Below are 20,776 nucleotides of genomic sequence, written 5' to 3' on the forward strand. Positions count from 1 at the left end.
GATGAGCTTTCACTGCGAACCCAATATTTATGTCGGGCAAGTAAATCTTAAGGTTCAGCATCTAGAACGTGCGCTGAAGTTTTATAAGGAAATCATCGGCTTTAAGGTCCTGGACCAAACAGAAAAAACGGCGAACTTGACCGCAGATGGAAAGACGGTTTTGCTGTCCATTGAACAACCTGATAACGTCGTGCCGATGCAAGGAAAGACCACGGGCTTGTACCATTTTGCTTTGCTCCTGCCTAACCGCTCTGATTTGGCGAGCATCGTTCAGCATTTCGCTCATCTTGGGCTAAGAATCGGTTCTTCCGATCATCTTGTCAGTGAAGCTCTCTACTTATCGGATCCGGATGGAAACGGGATTGAAATTTACAGAGACCGTGCTCCTTCGGAATGGGTATGGAATAAAGGTGAAGTGGAAATGGCTGTGGATCCATTGAATTTTAGTGACCTTCTATCGGGAGCAGATCAGAACAAAGCATGGGAAGGGTTGCCGGCTGAAACGGTAATGGGGCATATCCATTTGCACGTATCTGAATTGCATCGGACGGAAGAATTTTATGTTAAGGGACTTGGATTCGAGATTGTTAGCCGATATGGCGTGCAAGCGATGTTCATTTCTACGGGTAAATACCATCACCATATTGGCTTAAATACATGGAATGGTGTGGGTGCGCCCCGTCCAGCTGAGAACAGTGCCGGTCTCAAATCATTTACATTAATGTATCCCAATGCTGCAGCGCGAGAGCAAGTCATCGCGAATTTAAAAAATATAGGTGCCTCCGTTACGGAGGAGAGTGGGGCATTCGCTACAGCCGATCCATCGGGGAATAGTATTCTAATGCTGGTCTGATCCTAAACAGCTTTATAGGAGGAGTGTCATGAAAGAGGGAGAACGGTCTTTAAATTCAGGTATCGAAGTGGGACTTTATACGCTTGCAGATATAGGTCCCGATCCTCTTACCGGAACAAGGGTTAGTGCACAGCAAAGGATTAAGGATATCATCGCAGCGGCAAAGCTTGCGGATGAGGCCGGATTTGACGTTTTTGGAGTGGGTGAGCATCATCGGCTGGACTATGCTGTATCCGCTCCTCCGGTAATTTTGGCTGCCATCGCTCAAGTCACTAAACGAATCAAAGTGACAAGCGCAACCACAGTGCTTAGCACGGCAGATCCCGTTCGTCTGTTTGAGGACTTTGCTACGTTGGATCTAGTTTCGGGCGGCCGGGCCGAGGTCATTGCTGGTCGAGGGGCATTTGTGGAGTCTTTCCCTCTATTTGGTTATGACACAAGCGATTATGACGAACTGTTTTCAGAACATCTGGAATTATTTTTAGAACTTAACAAGCATGAAAATATAACTTGGAGCGGTCGATTTCGTCCCCCTCTAAGGAGTGCCGAAATTTCCCCTCGGCCTGTACAGAAGCAGCTGCCCATCTGGGTTGGTGTCGGGGGGACGCTGGATAGCGCAGCTCGCGCAGGCCGGTTAGGCGTTCCAATGGCTATAGCAATGCTTGGCGGTGATCCGGAACGATTTATGCCGCTGGTCGCAGCATACCATAGCGCGGGGATAGAGGCTGGGCATAATTTTGAAGCCCTTAAGTTAGGCGTGACGGGTCACGGGTACGTCTCGAAGACTACCCAGCAAGCCAAGGATGAATTCTATCCTTATTACTCAAATTATTGGTCGTATGTGAACCGCCAGCGAGGAATGGCGTTTAGAATGACGCGGGCTGATTATGAACAGATGACAGGTCCGAATACGGCCCTGTTTGTGGGTAGTCCACAGCAAATTGCAGAGAAAATCCTGCGTCAATACGAGCTTTTTGGACATCAACGTTTCATTGCCCAGATTGACATCGGCGGCTTACCGTTCCATAAAGTTGCTTCAGGCATTGAGCTCATCGCTGCAGAAATAATTCCCGTTGTCCGCAAAGCAACGAGTAAATAATCGGTTTACGGTAGTAACCGAGGAACATGAATAAGATTGAAGAATTATGCAATTTGGCTCTGCCTCTTTGTTAGCCTCTACATTGGCTGACAAGGGGCTTTTTTGTATAACAAGGTATTTTAAACAACACATGCTCATATTTGACTATTTATGATTATACATACTCATATTTGTGCCAGTAATTTAGTTGAAAACGCTTTACAAAATATAAATGATCACATATAATCATAAACAGCAGCAAACGATCATGTATGAGCGCGATTTTCTAAGTTTATGATATATATTATAAAGATAGAAACCGTACTAGAAATGAGGTTAGAACAATGACAACCCTTTTTGAAGAAGAACGCAAACGGGAAATTGCGCAATATGTGCAAAGCCGTGGCCGGGCATTGGTTCCGGAACTGGCTGTACAGTTCAACGTATCCGAATCGACCGTACGCCGGGATTTAAGGGACTTGGAAGAAGCGAGACAGCTGCGCAGAACGCATGGTGGCGCGGTAGCCATTGAGCAGGATAGCGTGGAACCAACCTTCATCGAGAAAGAAGACCGCTACCGGTCACAAAAGGAAGAGATCGCCCGCAGCGCATTAGCCTTCATCGAGGAGGGGGATACGATCTTTCTCGATTCGGGTACGACAACGTATTATTTGGCTCAATATCTGAAAGACTTTCAGGAGCTGACCGTGGTTACGAACTCGAATATGGTCGCAGAGGTGCTAAAGCAGGCGAAGCATATTCAGATCCTGCTTACCGGAGGTACGCTGCGTCATGAAACCCAAGCGATGGTCGGACCGCTAGCGAATCGTTCCATTGGAGCCATTCGCGTAAATAAATTGTTTCTGGCGATTAATGGCGTAGATACGGACGCCGGCCTGACTACGCCGAATTTGACGGAAGCGGAAACGAAGCGCTGCATGATTCAGGCTGCCAAGCAAATTATTTTAGTGGCTGACCATAGCAAATTCGGTCAAATTTCATTTGCGAAGGTTGCAGATTTGTCGGAAGTTCATCACTGTATCGTCGATGAAGCAATATCAGATCAGGCAATCGGCGAGATGGAAGCGGAAGGGATCAAAGTCACTATAGCGGGGAGAACATCAAGATGAAGACAATTCATACGGTAACTTTAAATCCGGCAGTAGACAAGACTGTAACAGTGGAACACTTCGCGCCGGGCGAATTGAACCGGATCAAGACGATGCGCACGGATGCCGGGGGCAAGGGCATCAATGTCGCCAAAGTTTTACATAGCTTCTCGGTTCCTGTCATCGCATGGGGGATCCAGGGAGGGCATCAAGGAAAAATCATCTTAGATAAGCTGAGTGAACAGGGAATACCGTCTCGGTTCATCGAGGCTGAGGGAGAAACTCGTACGAATCTGAAGGTCGTCGATGAACATACAAAGCAAACGACCGAACTTAACGAAGCAGGCAGCATACCTAGCCGAGAGCTTTTGGAACAGTTCCTTGCCTGTTATGAAGCCGGACTGGACGAAGCGGCTATCGTCGTCCTCGGAGGAAGCTTGCCTCCGGGAACGCCTGCAGATTACTATCGTCGTCTGATCGAAATTGCAAATCGCAAGGGGGTGCGAACGATTTTGGATGCTGACGGAGAGGCTCTGGCCCGCGGAATCGAAGCCGTGCCTTTTGCCCTGAAGCCCAACATTCATGAGTTAGAGACGCTATTTGGAACGAAATTCACAAGCGAGGAACAAATTGTATCAGCAGCAAGAGGTTTGGTTAGCAAAGGCATGTCTTATGTCTTGGTATCCATGGGAGGCGGGGGCTCGATTCTGGTTACGAAAGAGGAAGCGTATCGCGCAAGGCCATTCCCGATTACACCGCTTAGCACGGTTGGGGCGGGGGATTCGATGGTCGCTGCGATGGCATACTGTCTGCTTGACAGCAAGACAACCGCGGAGATGGCACGTTGGACCTCAGCTGCGGGTACGGTCACCGCATCAAAATCAGGAACCGATGTCTGTACGATGGATCAAGTGGAGGAATCGCTTGACCGGATCGAGATCGAACCAATGATGTAACCGGGCGGGAAGTTCATCATGATGAGGAGGAGAATGAACAATGAGTAAAATCATAGCTGTAACGGCATGTCCCACGGGAGTAGCTCATACGTATATGGCCGCGGAGTCGCTCATCAAGGCGGCGAAAGCGAAAAACATCGAGCTTAAGGTGGAGACGCGCGGTGCAATTGGAGTCGAGAACGAACTGACGGAGCAGGATATTGCCGAGGCTCATGCGGTGATTCTCGCTGCGGATACCGATGTCCTTGAATCCCGGTTTGCGGGTAAGCCTGTGGTGAAGGTGGGCGTGGCCCAAGCGTTGAAAGACCCTGCCGGATTGCTCGATCAGGCCCTGGCGATGAAGGCGGCACCTGCCGATGATTACTTGAAACAGATCAATCAAGCAAAAACAGAGCGCGGTGCTTCGCGCAAAGGGCCATACAAACATCTGATGACAGGGGTATCGGCGATGCTTCCGCTCGTCGTTGCTGGCGGATTATTGATAGCGATTTCATTTATCTTTGGTATTGAAGCATTTAATGAGAAGGGGACACTCGCCGCAGCGCTTATGGACATTGGCGGAGGAGCAGCCTTCGCTCTGATGGTGCCCATCCTTGCCGGATTTATCGCATTCTCGATCGCCGAGAAGCCGGGCCTGGCCCCAGGCCTTGTCGGTGGGATGCTGGCCTCGCAAATCGGCGCGGGATTCATCGGCGGGATTGCTGCCGGTTTTCTGGCAGGTTACTTGGCCAAATGGCTAAAAGATTGGATCAAGCTGCCGCGCAACCTGGAAGGCCTTAAGCCGATCCTGATTATTCCGCTTCTGGCAACAGGCATTACCGGATTGCTCATGATCTACGTCATCGGAGAGCCGGTCAAGTTCACGATGGACGGATTGACGAACTGGCTAAATACGATCGGCTCTACCAATGCGGTGCTGCTCGGGCTGCTGCTCGGCGCTATGATGGCTTTCGATATGGGCGGTCCGGTGAATAAAGCTGCTTATACTTTTGCGGTTGGCCTTTTGGCCAGCAGCGTCTATGGTCCGATGGCCGCGGTGATGGCCGCGGGAATGACCCCGCCGCTCGGATTGTGGCTGGCTACCATCATCGCGCCGAAGAAATTTACGCTTGATGAGAGAAATGCGGGCAAGTCAGCCGCCGTACTGGGCATTTCATTCATTACCGAGGGTGCGATTCCGTTTGCAGCTGGCGATCCATTCCGCGTAATTCCTTCCATTATGGCTGGTTCGGCGGTAACCGGAGCCTTGTCCATGCTGTTTGGAGCTACGCTGCAAGCGCCCCATGGCGGAATTTTCGTCTTGGCGATTCCAAATGCCGTAACGCAAGTAGGTCTGTATGCACTGGCGATTGCGATCGGAACCGTCGTAACAGCCTTAATACTATCCGTTTTGAAGAAACCTGTAATTAACAACTAGGTGGGTGAACAACTTGAAAATTATTGAACTCCTGAACGAGCATGCTATTTTGATGCCATTAAATGCAGCAAGCAGGGAGGATTGCATTCACGCGATGATCGATGCCCTAGAACAATCCGGAGCGGTTGCCGATAAATCTGCTTATTTAGAAGCGGTAATGAACCGAGAGGAAATGAGCTCTACGGGAATCGGTTTTAAGGTAGCCATTCCCCATGGCAAGTCGTCCGGCGTGAAAGAACCGGCTCTAGCCTTCGCTAAGCTCGCGAATCCGCTGGATTGGAGCTCAATCGACGGTCAGCCCGTCTCGATTGTCTTCATGATTGCCGTACCGGAGGAAGCGAAGGGGAACGAGCATTTGCAAATTCTTGTCGCGCTTTCCCGGAAACTGATGGACGATGATTTCAGAAGCCAGCTTTTGTCCGTTTCCGACCGTGGGCAGTTGCTCAAGCTTTTAGAAACGATTTAAGGATCAACCATTTCTTAAACGGCCGCTTGAACCGCTATACAGTAATGGTAAACTATCGCTTTTATGCAGGCGCATACTTAAATAAAAGGCTTTTTTCTAAAATATTGTTGCTATTTGAACTAAATGATCTGAAATACATTATAAAGACTGCCGGCAGTCCATGTAATATGTTAACTGATTTGAAGTAGACGTATTTCCCGCAATTTGATTATCTGGTCGATGTCCAATCATTATTCTTGTACAATTTGAAACACTCATAAACTGAATCAAGGCTTCCATGGCTGCTTTTCCATAACCTTTGCCTTGATGCTTGTCGTCATTTAATCCAACAGTTATCATCCATGTCTGGATTCTTACAAAATACGAGAAATCCGACTAGAATCTCTTCTAAAAAAAAGTGTACCCAAAAAAGGACGATTCCGGCTCAAAAGAGCAGAGGGAATCGTCCTTTTTTTTAGAGCCCTTTATGACGGACTGTTGCTGGCTGCGAACTGCTCTTCAGGAGCTTTCGTCCGCTTCGTGAATAGCGATAGAACTAAAGCGATAATCGCGAATACCAAGCCGATTACAAAAGCTCTATGAATTCCAGACAGCAAACCCTCCGCGATTTGCGCAGGTGTTGGCTCCGCCGTCAACGACATGAAATAAGATTGCTGTCCTGACGTCATGATACTGATGAACAACGCCACGCCGATGGCTCCGGCAATTTGCTGCAAGGTATTCAAAACTGCTGTCCCGTGCGGATACATCCGCTGCGGCAGCTGGTTTAGCCCATTGGTTTGCATCGGCATCATAATCATCGCGATGGCGACCATCAGCAGAACATGCAGCAGGATCAGAATCGTCGTAGTTGTCTGCAAATCGATTCGCGTAAACAGCCACATGATGATGACCAGCAGCGTGCTGCCCGGAATAACGAGCGCACGCGGGCCGAACTTATCGAACAGCTTGCCGGTAACCGGTGAAATCAGTCCGTTGAGCAATCCTCCGGGAAGAAGGACCAGCCCGGCTGCGAAGGTCGTCATCAGGAACACCCCTTGCATCAGGAAGGGGAGCAGCAGCATCGTCGAGAACATCGTCATCATTGCGATGATGAGCATAATCGTCGTGAGCGTAAACATCGAGAATTTAAAAACGCGGAAATCGAGCATAGGTTCCTTCGACCTTAGCTGCCGGATGACGAATAGAAGCAATGAGACGCCGCCAATGATTAATGGGACGAACACTTCTGTGCTGGCCCAGGTCGAATCGGCTTTGCCCGCACTGCTGAAGCCGAATACGATACCGCCAAACCCGAGCGTCGACAGCAGAATCGACAGTACGTCGACTTTTGGTTTGGTGACGGTGGTGACATTTTTCAAGAAAATGAACGAGACTACGATCGAGCCGATTGCAAAAGGAAGCACCAGGAAGAACAGCCAGCGCCAATCGGCAAACTGCAGAATCAAGCCCGAAAGAGTGGGGCCGATCGCTGGAGCAAACATGATCACGAGTCCGATCGTGCCCATAGCTGCACCGCGCGTCTCCGGCGGATACAGCACGAGAATTGTGTTCATCATGACGGGCAGCATCAAGCCTGCTCCGCTTGCTTGAAGTATACGACCGATCAACAGTATTTCAAAATTCGGGGCGATTCCGCAGAGAAACGTCCCTACCGTAAACAGCACCATAGCGCCCAGGAACATCTGCCGCGTTGTAAACCATTGAACAAGCAGCGCTGATACAGGAATGAGCACGCCGACGACCAGCATATAGCCCGTAGCGAGCCATTGCAGCGTAGAAGCAGAAACCTCCAGCGCCACTTCAAGCTTTGGCAGAGCAATATTGAGCAGTGTTTCATTCAGAATGGAGAAGAAGGCCCCGATGATGAGCGAGATCAATATCGGCAGCTTCTTGATGTTTTGTAAATCTTGTTGCTGAGTAGTAGAAGTAGAATTCAAGTCTCATCCCTATCCTTATTTTTTTATTTTGATCCGTGTTTATTGTAACAGATTAATGTAAAATTTTATCGATTTAAATTGTAATTTTTAATTATAATCAATTTTTCATGAACGGGAGCATTTGCACAGGCTGGTCAGCTATATGTATAAAAGTGAATTCAGATAAGATGCAGTAGAATATAACAATTACAAATTTAACATATGATTCTAATTACTGTATAATAAACTGGCTTTAAATTGTTCATTGATACTCAATTCTAGTCATATGAAAGGAATGTGAATGCTAGATGAACGAAATGCTCCATATGATTGAGCTGAAAGGCCTTACCCGATTTTATGATAAGCATCTTGCTGTAGACAATCTATCGATCTCCGTTCCCCAGGGAGAAATCTTTGCATTCCTTGGAAGTAATGGAGCCGGGAAAACAACAACAATGAAAATGATGACAGGCCAGCTAAAGCCATCCTCAGGCAGTATTTTGATTAAAGGGATTGACATGTGGAAGGATAAAAGCATTCGGAAAATTACAGGGTATGTACCTGATGTCCCCCTACTGCATGAAGGCTTGACAGGCCGGGAGATGCTGCGATTTGTCGGTGGCTTGTACGGACTTGGCAGGGAAGAGATCCATCATAGGACGGAGGAGTTGCTAATTCAGTTCGGCTTGCTGGAGAGTGCGGATAAGTTAATCAAGGCTTATTCCTTAGGGATGAAAAGGAAAACCGCTATTGCGTGCGGACTCATTCACAACCCAGAGGTTCTATTCCTGGATGAAGTAACCAATGGTCTAGATCCTTTGGCCGCTCGGGAGGTCAAGGATCGAATCTATCGTTCAGCAAAGAAGAATGGCGTTACCGTGTTTCTTACGACGCATATTCTTGATGTTGTGGAGGAGATGGCTGACACGATTGCTATTCTGGACGCCGGGAAGATCCAGGCCATGGGGACGATGGAGGAGCTGCGTCAGAGCCGGGGCTTGGAAGCGGGGAGCAAGCTGGAGGAGATCTTTCTATCTATAATAGAGAGGGGTGAAAAACCTGTTACCCTCAACAATTAAATCGATGATCTATTATTATAATCGCCCGTTCCTGAATCAGTATTTATACCACAGCCGGGCTAAATTGCTAATCTGGATTCTATTGCTAGGAATAGCGATTCCCATTTACTTTTCAGAGAAATTTGGGAATATCTTCATGGAAGCCGATTTATCTAAAAAAATTCTCTTTATTGCCGCTGAAACTCTGCTTGTCGGCTTGCTCCGTGCTATGAATGATCTGCCTTCGCAAATGTACATGCAAAAAAATTTGATGCTGTTTCATTCGTCGGGTATCTCTAACCTTCAGCTCATAATAGGACAATGGCTATCCCGGGTGCCTTTATATTTATGGGCAGCTTTAATCCTGACAATTCCGTTGACAAGCGGCCTGGGCATGGCCGATAAATTGACGACAGGGTTATTGTTGTTTGTCATTGGATTTGCAGCCGAGATGACCGTCGATCTGGTCTGCCGCTATCTGATGATTATTACCATGTATTATATTCCGGCCGTCGTAAAGGGATTTGTCGGCATAGCGACGATTGGTTATTTGGCGTTGTTCGGCTTTATCGTATGGGTGCTAGTTTCGCTAGAGTCGGTATCCTTTGTTTTTTGGAGCCAATTTGAACAGATCATGTATCCGGTTGCTGCGGTCTGCGGTGCAGGTATAATTGTATTGCTTTTTCTCACAGGGAGAATGGGGGAGCTGTATTATGAAGGCTGGCTTCGGCTTGTAGAGAATGATAAACGGATCCAGAACAAAGATAGCGGGATTTCCCATCTGATCTCAACTCCGCAAAATGCAGTTATGATCAAGGATTGGATTTTAATTATTAAAAATAAAATTACATTAGTGAGAGTAGGTTTATGGCTGATTGGAATGATTGTGGCTGTTGTTCTCACAAAAATCGGACTGTTTGATTCTTTCCTTACCGGGCAGAACGCCCCTGCTTATGTATTTGGATTTGTCGTTCTCTATACCATGCTGGCGTTTGGTGAGATTGTGTCTGCGCTATATCAGCAAGAAAAGCAAAGCTATCTTATTTATTTTATGAGCGGAACCAAGGGCAGGCATATTTTCACGGCAAAATTTATAACTTCGATTTTGCTGGTTGTAGTTCCCGTATTGATCGGGTACCCTGTGGTAGCTCTGTTTTTGCAGATCGATGGATTAGTGATATTACAAACGCTGGTATGGTGCGTATCCATCACGATGGGCGCTATTTTACTGCAATTGGGGATTGCTTCCTTTGATCGAAAGGGAGGGCAGGCAGTCAGGATGATCATCAAAGAGGAAGATTCCAACGGGATGCTGGAGCAGGTGCCGCAAAGTCCGATCCCTGTATTGTCCAGCTTTGCTGGCCTAATTTATACGCTTATCGCTGTTGCACTATATTGGTTCCATCTGCATTTTCTCTTTGCTGTGTTGCTTTTCTTGCCATGTCTCGCCATGTTTGGTTTAGGAGTGCGTGCCAGTGAATATCGATAGCTTGCCGAAAAAAGAAGCCGATAGACTGTAGGCTATACAACAGCCACTGCAGTTCAAACGGCTTCTTTTCAGATAAAGTGATATTATTCAAAATTTTCAATAATCGGCGTTGCTAATCAAGATCGATGTTCTTTAAGCTTCGCATATTCATCGGCAATTTGGGCATGCAGCGCGTGTTCCTGCGGCAGCTCCGTGTATTTCTCAATGGCCGCATGAACCCCGTGCTCGCGCACATAGGCCTGCAGCTCGGCGGATTCCGGATCGCTGCTCTCGTCGAATAGCAGAGCCGCGGCAACCGCTTTTGTCAGATGGGGGACAGGGATCCCCAGTTCGTGAGCGAGCCGTGCCGGTCTGACGAGCCGATCGTTCGGAGAAATTTTCCGAATCGGGGAACGGCCTACGCGCGCAATCTCATCGGTTAAATAAGGATTGATGAAGCGTTCGAGAATTTGCTCGATATACTGCTTGTGAGAGGCCTCGTCGAACGAATACGTCCTTACAAGCATCGCACCCGATTCCTGCAAGGCTCCTCTAACCTCGCCGACGACTGCGGGATCTTTCATCGCTTCCTGAATGGTCTCGTAACCGTTCAGATAACCATGATAGGCAGCGATACAGTGCCCGGTATTCACGGTGAAAAGCTTGCGCTCGATATAAGGCAGCAATCGGTCTACATAATGAACCCCGGCGATCTCCTGGAATTCCCCTCGCATGGCCGACCGGTCCACCGTCCATTCGTAGAAAGGCTCAACCGTGACGAGCAGCGGGTCCTCATGCTGCTGCAGCGGTACGATCCGATCCACGGCGGCATCGGGGAAATCGATCGACCGATCGGCCTGCTCTTTTGCGGGTGCGGACAGATGGTCGTAGACATGGTTTTTAAGCTGCGTACTGCCCCCGATGGCATTTTCGCAGGCAATGACATGAAGAGGGCGGGTGCTGCGCGACAATCTCAGTTCAATTCCCTGAGCAATTGCGGCAGCGATATGCTTCAATACGGAGACGCCCACGGCAGTCGTTACGATATCTGCTTCCGCGACCGCTTCGGCGACAAGGGCTTGATTGTTGCCGTTAATCGCGGTTACGTTCTCGACGACGATCGAATCGGCTTGCTCATTGGCCAAGGTGACCGTATATTGCCGTTTGCTCTGCAGCAGGTTGACCAGCGTATCGTTTACATCAACAAACGTCACCTCATATCCCGACTTCGAGAGCAATAAGCCGATAAAGCCCCGACCGATGTTGCCTGCGCCAAAATGTACGGCCTTCATTCGCTCAGCCCCTCTTCGAAAATCGAAATCAGCTCTTCTTCCGAAGTCGCGTTCACGATCCGTTCCATTTCATCATCGTCCGAGACGAGGACGGCAACGTTCGTCAGAATTCCCATATGATCATCGCGGATCGCTGCAAGGCCGATAACTAGCCGTGCAGGCTCATCGCCGCCGAAATCAATACCGTCCGGGGCGGTAAGTATAGCCATCCCCGTGGATTTGATCATGGACTTGGCTTCATTCGTGCCATGCGGCATGGCGAGTCCGCCGCCAAGATAGGTTGACAGGGAGTCCTCGCGTTCGATCATTTTCTCGATATATTCCTGCGGGGCATGGCCAGCGTCCACCAGCATTTGTCCCACCATGCGGATAGCTTCGTATTTGTCTTGAACCTTCACGTTGAGTTTCACTTTGTCTGTAGATAGAATAGCCATGGTTTAATCTCTCCAATCCAATTTTCTTATCATATATTTCTCCAGTTGCCCGGAGATGAAACCTGTGATCTCTTCCTTGCTTCCTTCCTCGAGCAGTGCAACCATGTCGGTGAGGAGCAGCATTCCGCTGATTTCGCTCAGTACTTCGAGACTCGCCTTGTCCAGCTTCATGGGACCCAGCATCAACAGGACCTGCTTAACATCACCGGCTTCATGGTTGAGCTTAATCGGCATATCGTAGCGAAACAGGGAGATGAGCGGCTGCTGCACCCATTCGCTTCGCGTGTGGATTAAGGCGATCTCCGTGTCGGGCATGACCAGGCTGCCTTGCTCCTCCCGATGCAGCAGCTGCTCTACGATCTTCTCTTTGTTCAGCAATACGCTGGGCTGTTCAATCGTGGAGATCATATGCAGCAGCTGGCTTTGCAGGTCAGGCCCTCCGGAACTTCGGTTCATCCTGTGAACTCTGAAGTTCTCCAGCAGCTGCAGCACAATATCCGAGTAGATATGCAGCTGTCTCAGCCGATCGAGCGGGCCATGATCCGGGTCGGCAGCGGGAGAGGGCTCTTTGTTTTTTAAAGTAATGTCATGGATAAAAGCTCTTAGCTTTGTGGCCTCATCCTCCGTGAGCAGCGGGCTGATTTTAATATACCTGTCGGATGCCAGCGGCAAATTCACGGTCGAAATAATCAAATCATAATCATCCGCCGGCAGCCGTACAGCTTCATACCAGGACAGATGGCCGATCAGCTCGATTTGCGGCAGCTCCTTGTGAATACGAACCGCCAATAGCTTCGACGAGCCGATGCCGCTCGTGCAGACGAGCACGGCCCGCACTTTCCATGGAAATTGCTTGGAACGCTCGATGGCCGCTCCGAAATGCATCACGATATAACCGATTTCCTCGTCCGGGACGTGGAGGGTTTGCACGAACTGATCGACGCCCTGCCTGACGAGGGTGAACAGTTCGTCATAATCTTTTTTGATTTGTGTCAGAATCGGGTTGCGAATGGCAATGCCGCTGGCAATCCTTTGAAAGGCAGGGTGCATATGCTGGATCAAGCCCTCGACGAGCGAGCGGTCATTGATAAAAGAAATCTGCGTCTTGATCTCGATATACCGGATCAACTCGGTTACCGTTTCGATGAGCGACATGTCGTTGTGGTTGACGAGCAATCCCAGCTCATGCTGTGCTTCGCCCCTGAGCAAGCTGCCTAGATATGCTTCCTCGGCCTGAGGAAGCTCCAACTCAAGCAGTTGGAGGAGGCGGGCGAGCTGGCCGTTGTCCTTGACGGATGAAGTGCCCGGTTGGGCAGCAAGCTCCTGATCCTGACGAATAAGACAGCCGTGCTCGATTCGGGTCAGAGCCACGGATAGCCGGATCAGCAAACGGGTATAAGCCGCCTCTGACAAACGAATCGGGGATTGCTTGTTGATTTGCCAGAGTGCCCGCTCTAGCTTGAAAAACTGCGCTTTGCCGACCATGCTCAGAAGCTGGTTGGTCAGCGGATGTACGACGGCATGATCGCTAGAATCATCTTGGTGTCCGAACAAATCGGAATCATCTAAGTATTTGATAGCGAGCAAGCTGATCATTTGCCGCTTCGCTTGTTCCTTGCCCGTTAATTCAACCCCGTAGCCGCGTTTGCGGACGAGTGTCAGCTGCTGTTCGTTGATCTGATCCTCCAGCTGGTCCAAATCACTGCTAATCGTAGGCATTGTCACATTTAGTTCATGAGCGAGGGTGAACAGCTTCATCGGCTCATCATACTGCAGGAGCTTGCACAGGATCAGGATTTTCCGTTCCTCGGGAGAATATTCGGCAGGCACGGACAGATTCAGCTCTTGTTTGAACAATTCGATCTGCTCGCTGTCTGCTTCGATTTTGATGCCGATTCCCGACTTCTTGTGAAGTGTAATGCCATGAGCCGCAAGGGCAGGTTCAATATCAATTAGCTCCCTGTGAATGGTTCGCGTACTGGTTCCAATCTCGGCAGCGATATCTGCAGCTGTAATTTCATTCTGTTGATTGAACAGCAGCTCTACAATCCGACGTTGTCTAGTTGACATTATGATATGGCATCATCCTTCACGAGAGAAATGAGCTTAACGCCGACAGAAAATCTGTCAGCGCCAAGCTTGGGATTACTTGCTCAATCTTTCGACGAGCGCGTCATATTTAGGACTCTTCAAGAAGTTTTCGATGGATATATGCTCTGCGTTAGGATTTTTCAGACGTGCCCGGTCTGTCAGTGTCTTATGAGTAAAGATAATATCCGCGTCAGCCGGAATGTCGTTAATCGCTGTATTGGTAACCGTAATCGGCAAGCCGGCGGCGTCGACCTTCTTCCGCAGGATTGAAGCGCCCATCGCACTGGATCCCATACCGGCATCACAGGAGAAGACGATTTTCTTCACATCCTTTTTGGATTTAACCTCATTGTTGGCTTCAGAAGCGTTAGGCGTGCTGGTGCCTTTAGCGTCAGCTTTCATTTGCTTCATCTTAGCTTGTGCTTCTTCCAGGTCAACGCCTTCTTCTCCGCTGTCTTTCGCAGTCTTCAGCAGCAGGGAAGCGATCAGGAACGATACGACGGTTGCGACCAGAACACCTGCGAACATGGCTAGGTATCCGCCTTTTGGCGTCATCGCCATGTAGGCGATAATACTTCCTGGCGAAGGTGCAGCTACGAGACCAGCGCCCAGAATCGAGAAGGTAAACGTACCAGCCATACCACCGCCGATCGCCGCAAGGATCAATCGTGGATTCATCAGGATGTACGGGAAGTAGATTTCATGAATACCGCCCAAGAAGTGAATGATAACCGCACCAGGGGCAGAGTTCTTTACCATTCCTCTGCCGAATACCCAGTAAGCTAGCAAAATACCAAGACCAGGCCCCGGGTTAGATTCCAGCATAAAGATAATGGATTGTCCTGCTTTGGACACCTGTTCCAATGCCAGCGGGCCAAGAATTCCGTGGTTGATGGCATTGTTCAGGAACAATACTTTTGCAGGCTCGATCAGCAGGTTAGCCAGCGGGAGCAGGCCCGTATTAATCAGAAACTCAACACCCGCAGCCAGAACGTTGCTGAACGCTTGAACGACTGGGCCAACGCCTTTAAATGCTCCTAGGGCGAGCGCACCGCCGATGATACCGGAGGAGAAGTTGTTGACCAGCATTTCGAAACCGGCAGGGATTTTACCTTCAACCGATTTGTCGAACATTTTCAAGACCCAAGCTCCTAATGGACCCATGATCATGGCTCCGAGGAACATCGGGATATCCGCACCTACAACTACCCCCATCGTTACGACGGCACCGATAACGCCACCGCGTACGCCGTGAATCATGTGTCCGCCCGTGTAACCGATAAGGAGCGGGAGCAGATAAGTGATCATTGGTCCGACAAGCGAAGCCAGACCTTCATTCGGGATCCAGCCTGTCGGAATGAACAGGGCTGTAATCAGACCCCAGGCAATGAATGCACCGATGTTCGGCATAACCATTCCGCTTAGGAATCGGCCGAACCGCTGCACTAGAACTTTAAAGCCAGATGATTGTGCAGTATCCATATTTTTTGACCTCCACAAAATAATTTGTTGAATCTGAAGTTGATGTGTAGTTCATATATCCTATAACTATCGTAGCTGTTAGCGGTTTCAGTAGCAATGAAATCAAAAGCAGGTTGCTTCATGATGGCTGTTGACATGATTTTATTGTCTGAAGAAAGCATGCGCCTTATACCTTAGTAAGAACCTATATAAATGCTTTGCCTGCTTTCAACCGTGGTATAATGGAATATTAGCATGAACAACAAATTCAAAGGAGTACGTTATAATGATCGATCTTAATCAAATGAGGCAGAAGATCTTGACAGCGGATCGGGACCAGATGCTTACATTTGCGGAGGCGTTCAGACCGATTGATTTGGCAGAAAGTTTGGAGACATTAAAGGCGGAGGAGCAGCTTAGGCTGATGGAGCTTCTTCCCCCGGTCGTGGCGGCAGAAATTTTGGAGTTCCTGGAACCGCTTGTGCAATATAAGATTTTGCATAATCTGAATGTGAATCTGACTTCGCAAATACTCAATGAGCTGCCCAGTGATGTCGTAGCGGACATGATGCTGGCGATTCATCGCTATCAGGCGGACAAGCTGCTGGATTTACTGCCGGACGATTACCGCAAGCGCCTGCAGACTTTGATGACGTTTCCGGAGGAAACGGCAGGGAGCCTGGCAACAATTGATTATATCGCCGCACCTGGCCAATGGACGATGGATACTACGCTGGAGCACATACGCAAGGTCGGGCGCGAGGCAGAAATTACGGCTTATATTTATGTAACCGGAACGAAAGGGGAGTTGCTAGGGGTCGTTTCGCTGAAAAAAATAATTTTGGCTGATCCCGCTACCCTGCTTCAGGAAATCGCGGATGAACCTATCTCCGTCCCGGCTACAATGGGCCAAGAGGAAGCAGCTGAACTGCTGTCGCGTTACGATTGGGTTGCGCTGCCGGTTGTGGACGCCCAGCAGCGTCTGATCGGCGTCGTTACCGTCGATGACTTGATCGACGTCATGCAGGAGGAGGCGACGGAGGATATTCAGATGCTCGGCGGAAGCCAGCCGCTACAGGGTACTTACTTCAAGAGCTCTGTATTTCATCTTTATCGAAAAAGGATCATCTGGCTTCTGATTTTATTTGTCGCCGAGGCGTATACCGGGACGGTGCTAAGGCATTATGAAGATACGTTGACCGAAGTTATATCGCTTGCATTCTTTATACCGCTCCTCATCGGTACAGGAGGAAATACCGGGACGCAAACCGTGTCCACGCTTGTCCGGGCGCTTGCCGTGGGTGAAGTGCACTTTAGAGATCTGTTCCGCGTAATCCGGAAGGAACTGGTCACCGGAATCATGACCGGCTCAACGATTTTTATTATCGCCTACCTTCGTGCCTGGATGCTCGGCGTTGAGATGAACGTAGGCTTAGTCGTGGGTTTAACGGCAATGATCATCGTGCTGTGGGCTTCCTTCGTGGCCGCCATCCTACCTCTCGTTCTGCATAAGCTGAAGGCGGATCCGGCCGTGATCTCCGGGCCATTTATTACGACGCTCGTGGACGGCACCGGCTTAATCATCTATTTCACAGTAGCCAGAATTTTACTCAATCTATAGTCCTAAAGGAGGGGCTGTCCTTAGCAGATGCAGGTTTTTTTCTTGATGCCCAGCTTGCCGCGCTGTGCTACCTTGCGAATGTAATCAGCAGCTAACGGAACCTTGCAAGCGGTTTGGCCGACATCGACGTGAACCTTGCCGATGCTTTCCGCGATGGCAATGGCTTCATCATATAGAGCAGTCACATAACTTCCTGCAATGATGACAAACATATTCATCGTATACCGAACCCGGTTCTGCTCCTCATGAATCGTGGATTCGATCAGCCGCAGCAAGGCGCGGATTTCCTCCAGGTCAAGCTGGTCATCGGGAGTAATGGACACGTAATTGGCATACGTGCTCCAGCCGCAGGTCGCGATCATTTCGTCACCGGAACGCATCCATTCCCTTGCCAGCTTCAGTGCGTAAGGGCTCTCTGCCGCTGCGCCTGCGACCGTATATTCGGCCAGCATGTACCAGTTAGCCTGTTTGGCCCAGTGCTCCAGCTGGGGTAATGTCATCATTTGCGGGTTAATGGACAGTCCGGCCAGATACATGGCGTCAGAATTGCCTGTGTCATAAAGAGCCAGAGCCAATTCCTGATCCTTGGACACCTGCTTCACCAGCTCCTTCAGATCTCCAACCTTGACGCCGAAGAGGGGCTCCTTAGCTCCGTGGCGCATAAAGGTTTTCTTCGTTTGCTCAGTGCCCAGTTCCTCGAGCTTCTTCATCACTTCTGCTTTGTCATTAGGCTTACTCTCCTTAGAATGAATTGATCATATGGTAACACAATAATCTGTAGAAGGGGATGAAGACGGGAAAGGAAATTCAATATTCTTATTACGGGAAGAAATTTTCAACAATTATATTTCGGAGAAAATAATTTACAAAATCGAAAATTCATGATAAGTTGAATATAGAAGGAGCCAAAATTAAATACTAACAACCCAAAGTTGTGTAAGGGCTTCCAGATTCATGTCGCATTAGTATCATCGAACGGGGGAGGTCATCGGATCTAACACGAACACCTTGTCATGATTTTTGGTGGAAATATTTTTCTAAAAATAGATATAAGCGAAAATAATTTACGAAACCAGAATACATGACCATTCGAGGATAAAGGCAATGCAGACAACCAAGGAGGAAAGAAAAATGGCTTCATTAGAAAAGTTTCATGGCATCCTACCGGCCTTCTATGCATGCTATGACGAAGAAGGCAACATTTCGGAAGCGCGGACGAAGGATCTGTGCGATTACCTGTTAGACAAAGGAGTGCAAGGCGTCTACGTTGGCGGAAGCTCCGGGGAGTGCATCTATCACAATCTCGATGAACGCAAAGCCGTGCTAACGTATGTTGCGAACCAGCTGAAAGGCAAAATGACCTTGATTGCCCATGTGGGCGCTCCGTCGACGAGAGACAGCATCGAATTAGCGAAGCATGCGGCGGAACTGGGTTATGATGCGCTATCGGCTATCCCGCCAATTTACTTCAAGCTTCCTGACCGTGCAGTTTACAAATATTGGAGCGACATTATTGAGGCAACGGATCTTCCTTTCATTATTTATAACATTCCGCAAACGACGGGATATACGCTTAGTCCGGCGCTGTTTGCCAAAATGCTGGAAAATAAAAAAGTCATCGGCGTTAAAAATTCTTCGATGCCGACCATGGACATTGAGCGATTCAAAAGAGTCGGCGGTGATGACGTGATCGTATTCAACGGCCCTGATGAGCAGTTCGTATCTGGAAGAATTATGGGGGCCGATGCTGGAATCGGCGGAACGTACGCCTCCATGCCAGAATTGTTCCTGCAGGCGAACGATTTCGTTGAAGCCGGCAAATTTGCCGAAGCGACAGCGATTCAGAGCGACATTAACGACATTATTATCGCGCTATGCTCTCAGGATGGCTCCATGTATGCCGTTATCAAGGAAGTGCTGAGAAGAAGAGGCGTGGATATCGGTGGAGTAAGAGCCCCAATGCATAACATCAGCGAAGAAGATGCGGCCCGAATTGATGGAATCGTTCAGATGATCGATCAGGCGATTGAACGCCACTGCAAGTAATCCAAAAACTATACACGAAGATTTATTTACTTAAGGAGGCTTACACATGTTTAAAAAGCGTCTGTTAATGACTACGGTGGCACTTATGGTTATTGTTTCAATGATTGCGGGATGCTCTGGAAACAATAAAGCCGGCAGTGATGCGGCATCATCCAACGCAGGCAAGGGCGGCAAGGAAAAAGTCGAAATTACGGCATGGCTGACGCCGCAATGGAAGGGCGTTATGGATGCCTCGGAGCAAGGCGCCGACTATGACAGCTTCTTGAAGTATGCGGCTAAGAAATTCTCAGAGCAATACGATAAATACGATGCCAGCGTTAAAGTGGAAGTGATTGCGGGAGATCAGCGTGACCAGCTTCTCAATGTTAACCTCAGCAGCAACACGCCTCCGGATGTATTTTTTGAAAGCGTCTTCCCGATGGGAGACTATGTACACCGCGGCGCGCTTGTACCGCTAACGGACATCGTTGATGAAGAGGCTAAAAAGGACATTGACCAAAGCTTCTGGGATGCGGTCACGTTCGGAGACGAGGTATATTTCTATCCGTTCCAGCATAATCCTGGCACGCTTGTCTACAATGCCGACATGTTCAGAGCAGCCGGCTTAGAGCAATTTGTCGGCGATGAGAGCGAGATCAAAACCTGGACCATGGACGAGTACCAGCAAATCCTGGACGGACTGAAGAATAACCTGCCTAAAGACAAATATGCGAATGCTTATCCAATGGCACTGTATGCCGTGAATAACCAGGGCGATACTTGGAATCTGGCTTACCTGAGAATGTTCGGCAACCAGTTCTTCAGCAGCGAAGGCAACATTGTGCTGGATGATGCAAACGGCGCTAAGGCAGCAGCATGGCTCAAAAAGCTGTATGATGGCGGCTACACCAATCCAGGTGCCGAGTCCGTATCCTCCAATGATGCAAACGCCATGTTCCAGAATCAGCAACTCGGCATTAGCTTTACCAATCCGGTCCTCTTCAGCAACATGAAGACGAATATGGAGAATGGCACTTCGCCGAAATTTGACGTACGCTTGGCCAATATTCCGTCTGAAAGCGGAGATCCGCTATCCTTTACGTACGTTGTTGGTGCCAGCGTGTTCCAATCTGGCAATGCGAAAAAAGTAGAGGTGGCCAAGGATTTCGTTAAATTCTTCTCTACGGATCCCGAACTGGTGAAATCCTCGAAGAATGGCATCCCTGTAAGAAGCTCGGTTTCGGAGGAATTGAAAGGCGAAAATCCGCTCTTCGCGGCTTACGATGCCAACTCTAAATATTTGTTCAACTTTACGGGCAACGTTCCAGGCTACAGCCAATTGAGAGAAGTACTGTACCCAGAGCTTCAAGCGCTTTACTTGGGACAAAAAACGCCTGAGCAAATGGTGAAAGACTATCAAACGAGTGGCAACAAGGTGATTGAGCAGAATAAAGCCGGCTCTGTCATCTACAATAAATAGTCTGCCGGCTGATCAACATTACACGATTAACAGCCTTGAGCATTGGAA

General features: G+C 49.0%; 18 protein-coding genes. 11 read left to right on the forward strand and 7 right to left on the reverse strand.

The genetic code is table 11. The annotated features are described in order from the left end of the window. The first annotated feature begins 1 nt into the window (after nucleotide 1). The 6 genes from GNP95_RS12375 to GNP95_RS12400 all read left to right on the forward strand — a co-directional run bounded on the left by GNP95_RS12375 (nucleotide 2) and on the right by GNP95_RS12400 (nucleotide 5,879). Nucleotides 2-853 carry a VOC family protein gene (locus tag GNP95_RS12375; RefSeq protein WP_155611165.1) on the forward strand — a complete coding sequence of 284 codons (852 nt, stop codon included), beginning with the start codon at nucleotides 2-4 and terminating at the stop codon, nucleotides 851-853. 28 nt (nucleotides 854-881) lie between these two features. Next, nucleotides 882-1,952 carry an LLM class flavin-dependent oxidoreductase gene (locus GNP95_RS12380; RefSeq protein ID WP_155611166.1) on the forward strand — a complete coding sequence of 357 codons (1,071 nt, stop codon included), beginning with the start codon at nucleotides 882-884 and terminating at the stop codon, nucleotides 1,950-1,952. 323 nt (nucleotides 1,953-2,275) lie between these two features. Continuing rightward, nucleotides 2,276-3,061 carry a DeoR/GlpR family DNA-binding transcription regulator gene (locus GNP95_RS12385; RefSeq protein WP_155611167.1) on the forward strand — a complete coding sequence of 262 codons (786 nt, stop codon included), beginning with the start codon at nucleotides 2,276-2,278 and terminating at the stop codon, nucleotides 3,059-3,061. Next, the gene (gene pfkB, locus GNP95_RS12390; RefSeq protein WP_155611168.1) at nucleotides 3,058-3,996 is read left to right on the forward strand and encodes a 1-phosphofructokinase; all 939 of its coding nucleotides are present in this window, start codon (nucleotides 3,058-3,060) and stop codon (nucleotides 3,994-3,996) included. Before GNP95_RS12385 ends, pfkB begins: the two co-directional genes overlap by 4 nt. Before the next feature lie 40 nt (nucleotides 3,997-4,036). Beyond that, nucleotides 4,037-5,413: a fructose-specific PTS transporter subunit EIIC gene (locus GNP95_RS12395; RefSeq protein WP_155611169.1), complete on the forward strand. Its 1,377-nt coding sequence runs from the start codon at nucleotides 4,037-4,039 to the stop codon at nucleotides 5,411-5,413. Between the two features lie 4 nt (nucleotides 5,414-5,417). Then, complete coding sequence (locus GNP95_RS12400; RefSeq protein WP_330163379.1) at nucleotides 5,418-5,879, forward strand: PTS sugar transporter subunit IIA; 462 nt, start codon at nucleotides 5,418-5,420, stop codon at nucleotides 5,877-5,879. A gap of 138 nt (nucleotides 5,880-6,017) precedes the next feature. Here GNP95_RS12400 and GNP95_RS26735 read toward each other — a convergent pair whose 3' ends face one another. Both GNP95_RS26735 and GNP95_RS12410 read right to left on the reverse strand, forming a co-directional pair. Continuing rightward, on the reverse strand, nucleotides 6,018-6,218 hold the full coding sequence (locus GNP95_RS26735) for a GNAT family N-acetyltransferase (RefSeq protein WP_413773743.1): 201 nt from the start codon (nucleotides 6,216-6,218) through the stop codon (nucleotides 6,018-6,020). A 125-nt stretch (nucleotides 6,219-6,343) separates the two neighbouring features. Next, nucleotides 6,344-7,819, reverse strand: a complete 1,476-nt coding sequence (locus GNP95_RS12410; protein ID WP_155611171.1) for an MDR family MFS transporter — start codon at nucleotides 7,817-7,819, stop codon at nucleotides 6,344-6,346. Between the two features lie 287 nt (nucleotides 7,820-8,106). On the opposite strand from GNP95_RS12410, the gene GNP95_RS12415 reads away from it, so the two are divergent. Then, complete coding sequence (locus GNP95_RS12415) at nucleotides 8,107-8,877, forward strand: ABC transporter ATP-binding protein (RefSeq protein WP_230873786.1); 771 nt, start codon at nucleotides 8,107-8,109, stop codon at nucleotides 8,875-8,877. Nucleotides 8,878-8,881: 4 nt separating this feature from the next. Next, a complete protein-coding gene (locus tag GNP95_RS12420; protein ID WP_155611172.1) occupies nucleotides 8,882-10,345 on the forward strand; it encodes a hypothetical protein in 1,464 nt (487 codons plus the stop codon). A gap of 116 nt (nucleotides 10,346-10,461) precedes the next feature. Here GNP95_RS12420 and GNP95_RS12425 read toward each other — a convergent pair whose 3' ends face one another. From GNP95_RS12425 to GNP95_RS12440, 4 genes are all read right to left on the reverse strand, one after another. Beyond that, nucleotides 10,462-11,616: a mannitol-1-phosphate 5-dehydrogenase gene (locus GNP95_RS12425; protein ID WP_155611173.1), complete on the reverse strand. Its 1,155-nt coding sequence runs from the start codon at nucleotides 11,614-11,616 to the stop codon at nucleotides 10,462-10,464. Beyond that, nucleotides 11,613-12,050 carry a PTS sugar transporter subunit IIA gene (locus GNP95_RS12430; protein WP_155611174.1) on the reverse strand — a complete coding sequence of 146 codons (438 nt, stop codon included), beginning with the start codon at nucleotides 12,048-12,050 and terminating at the stop codon, nucleotides 11,613-11,615. Before GNP95_RS12430 ends, GNP95_RS12425 begins: the two co-directional genes overlap by 4 nt. A gap of 3 nt (nucleotides 12,051-12,053) precedes the next feature. Beyond that, entirely contained in the window at nucleotides 12,054-14,120 is a 2,067-nt protein-coding gene (locus tag GNP95_RS12435) for a BglG family transcription antiterminator (RefSeq protein ID WP_155611175.1), read from the reverse strand. Between the two features lie 75 nt (nucleotides 14,121-14,195). Then, nucleotides 14,196-15,623, reverse strand: a complete 1,428-nt coding sequence (locus tag GNP95_RS12440; RefSeq protein ID WP_155611176.1) for a PTS mannitol transporter subunit IICB — start codon at nucleotides 15,621-15,623, stop codon at nucleotides 14,196-14,198. Between the two features lie 265 nt (nucleotides 15,624-15,888). Here GNP95_RS12440 and mgtE point away from each other — a divergent pair, with 265 nt between their 5' ends. Next, nucleotides 15,889-17,223 carry a magnesium transporter gene (gene mgtE / locus GNP95_RS12445; RefSeq protein ID WP_155611177.1) on the forward strand — a complete coding sequence of 445 codons (1,335 nt, stop codon included), beginning with the start codon at nucleotides 15,889-15,891 and terminating at the stop codon, nucleotides 17,221-17,223. Between the two features lie 20 nt (nucleotides 17,224-17,243). On the opposite strand, the gene GNP95_RS12450 is transcribed toward mgtE, so the two are convergent. Further along, nucleotides 17,244-17,933, reverse strand: coding sequence for a DNA alkylation repair protein (locus GNP95_RS12450; RefSeq protein ID WP_155611178.1), 690 nt, complete (start codon nucleotides 17,931-17,933; stop codon nucleotides 17,244-17,246). Between the two features lie 421 nt (nucleotides 17,934-18,354). Between GNP95_RS12450 and GNP95_RS12455 the strand changes: the two genes are divergently transcribed. Both GNP95_RS12455 and GNP95_RS12460 read left to right on the forward strand, forming a co-directional pair. Next, nucleotides 18,355-19,269: a dihydrodipicolinate synthase family protein gene (locus GNP95_RS12455; RefSeq protein ID WP_155611179.1), complete on the forward strand. Its 915-nt coding sequence runs from the start codon at nucleotides 18,355-18,357 to the stop codon at nucleotides 19,267-19,269. Between the two features lie 46 nt (nucleotides 19,270-19,315). Beyond that, nucleotides 19,316-20,728 (forward strand): ABC transporter substrate-binding protein, encoded by a 1,413-nt coding sequence (locus GNP95_RS12460; RefSeq protein ID WP_155611180.1) that lies wholly within the window; start codon nucleotides 19,316-19,318, stop codon nucleotides 20,726-20,728. Nucleotides 20,729-20,776 lie beyond the last annotated feature (48 nt).

The organism is Paenibacillus woosongensis (assembly GCF_009725165.1).
GTDB classification, from domain to species: Bacteria; Bacillota; Bacilli; order Paenibacillales; family Paenibacillaceae; genus Fontibacillus; species Fontibacillus woosongensis.

Bases quoted from the DNA above. Each gene is read 5' to 3' on its own strand.
- GNP95_RS12375 (WP_155611165.1), top strand. From the start codon at position 2: ATGAGCTTTCACTGCGAACCCAATATTTATGTCGGGCAAGTAAATCTT.
- GNP95_RS12380 (WP_155611166.1), top strand. From the start codon at position 882: ATGAAAGAGGGAGAACGGTCTTTAAATTCAGGTATCGAAGTGGGACTT.
- GNP95_RS12385 (WP_155611167.1), top strand. From the start codon at position 2,276: ATGACAACCCTTTTTGAAGAAGAACGCAAACGGGAAATTGCGCAATAT.
- pfkB (WP_155611168.1), top strand. From the start codon at position 3,058: ATGAAGACAATTCATACGGTAACTTTAAATCCGGCAGTAGACAAGACT.
- GNP95_RS12395 (WP_155611169.1), top strand. From the start codon at position 4,037: ATGAGTAAAATCATAGCTGTAACGGCATGTCCCACGGGAGTAGCTCAT.
- GNP95_RS26735 (WP_413773743.1), bottom strand. From the start codon at position 6,218: ATGATAACTGTTGGATTAAATGACGACAAGCATCAAGGCAAAGGTTAT.
- GNP95_RS12415 (WP_230873786.1), top strand. From the start codon at position 8,107: ATGAACGAAATGCTCCATATGATTGAGCTGAAAGGCCTTACCCGATTT.
- GNP95_RS12420 (WP_155611172.1), top strand. From the start codon at position 8,882: ATGATCTATTATTATAATCGCCCGTTCCTGAATCAGTATTTATACCAC.
- GNP95_RS12425 (WP_155611173.1), bottom strand. From the start codon at position 11,616: ATGAAGGCCGTACATTTTGGCGCAGGCAACATCGGTCGGGGCTTTATC.
- GNP95_RS12430 (WP_155611174.1), bottom strand. From the start codon at position 12,050: ATGGCTATTCTATCTACAGACAAAGTGAAACTCAACGTGAAGGTTCAA.
- GNP95_RS12435 (WP_155611175.1), bottom strand. From the start codon at position 14,120: ATGTCAACTAGACAACGTCGGATTGTAGAGCTGCTGTTCAATCAACAG.
- GNP95_RS12440 (WP_155611176.1), bottom strand. From the start codon at position 15,623: ATGGATACTGCACAATCATCTGGCTTTAAAGTTCTAGTGCAGCGGTTC.
- mgtE (WP_155611177.1), top strand. From the start codon at position 15,889: ATGATCGATCTTAATCAAATGAGGCAGAAGATCTTGACAGCGGATCGG.
- GNP95_RS12450 (WP_155611178.1), bottom strand. From the start codon at position 17,933: ATGAAGAAGCTCGAGGAACTGGGCACTGAGCAAACGAAGAAAACCTTT.
- GNP95_RS12455 (WP_155611179.1), top strand. From the start codon at position 18,355: ATGGCTTCATTAGAAAAGTTTCATGGCATCCTACCGGCCTTCTATGCA.
- GNP95_RS12460 (WP_155611180.1), top strand. From the start codon at position 19,316: ATGTTTAAAAAGCGTCTGTTAATGACTACGGTGGCACTTATGGTTATT.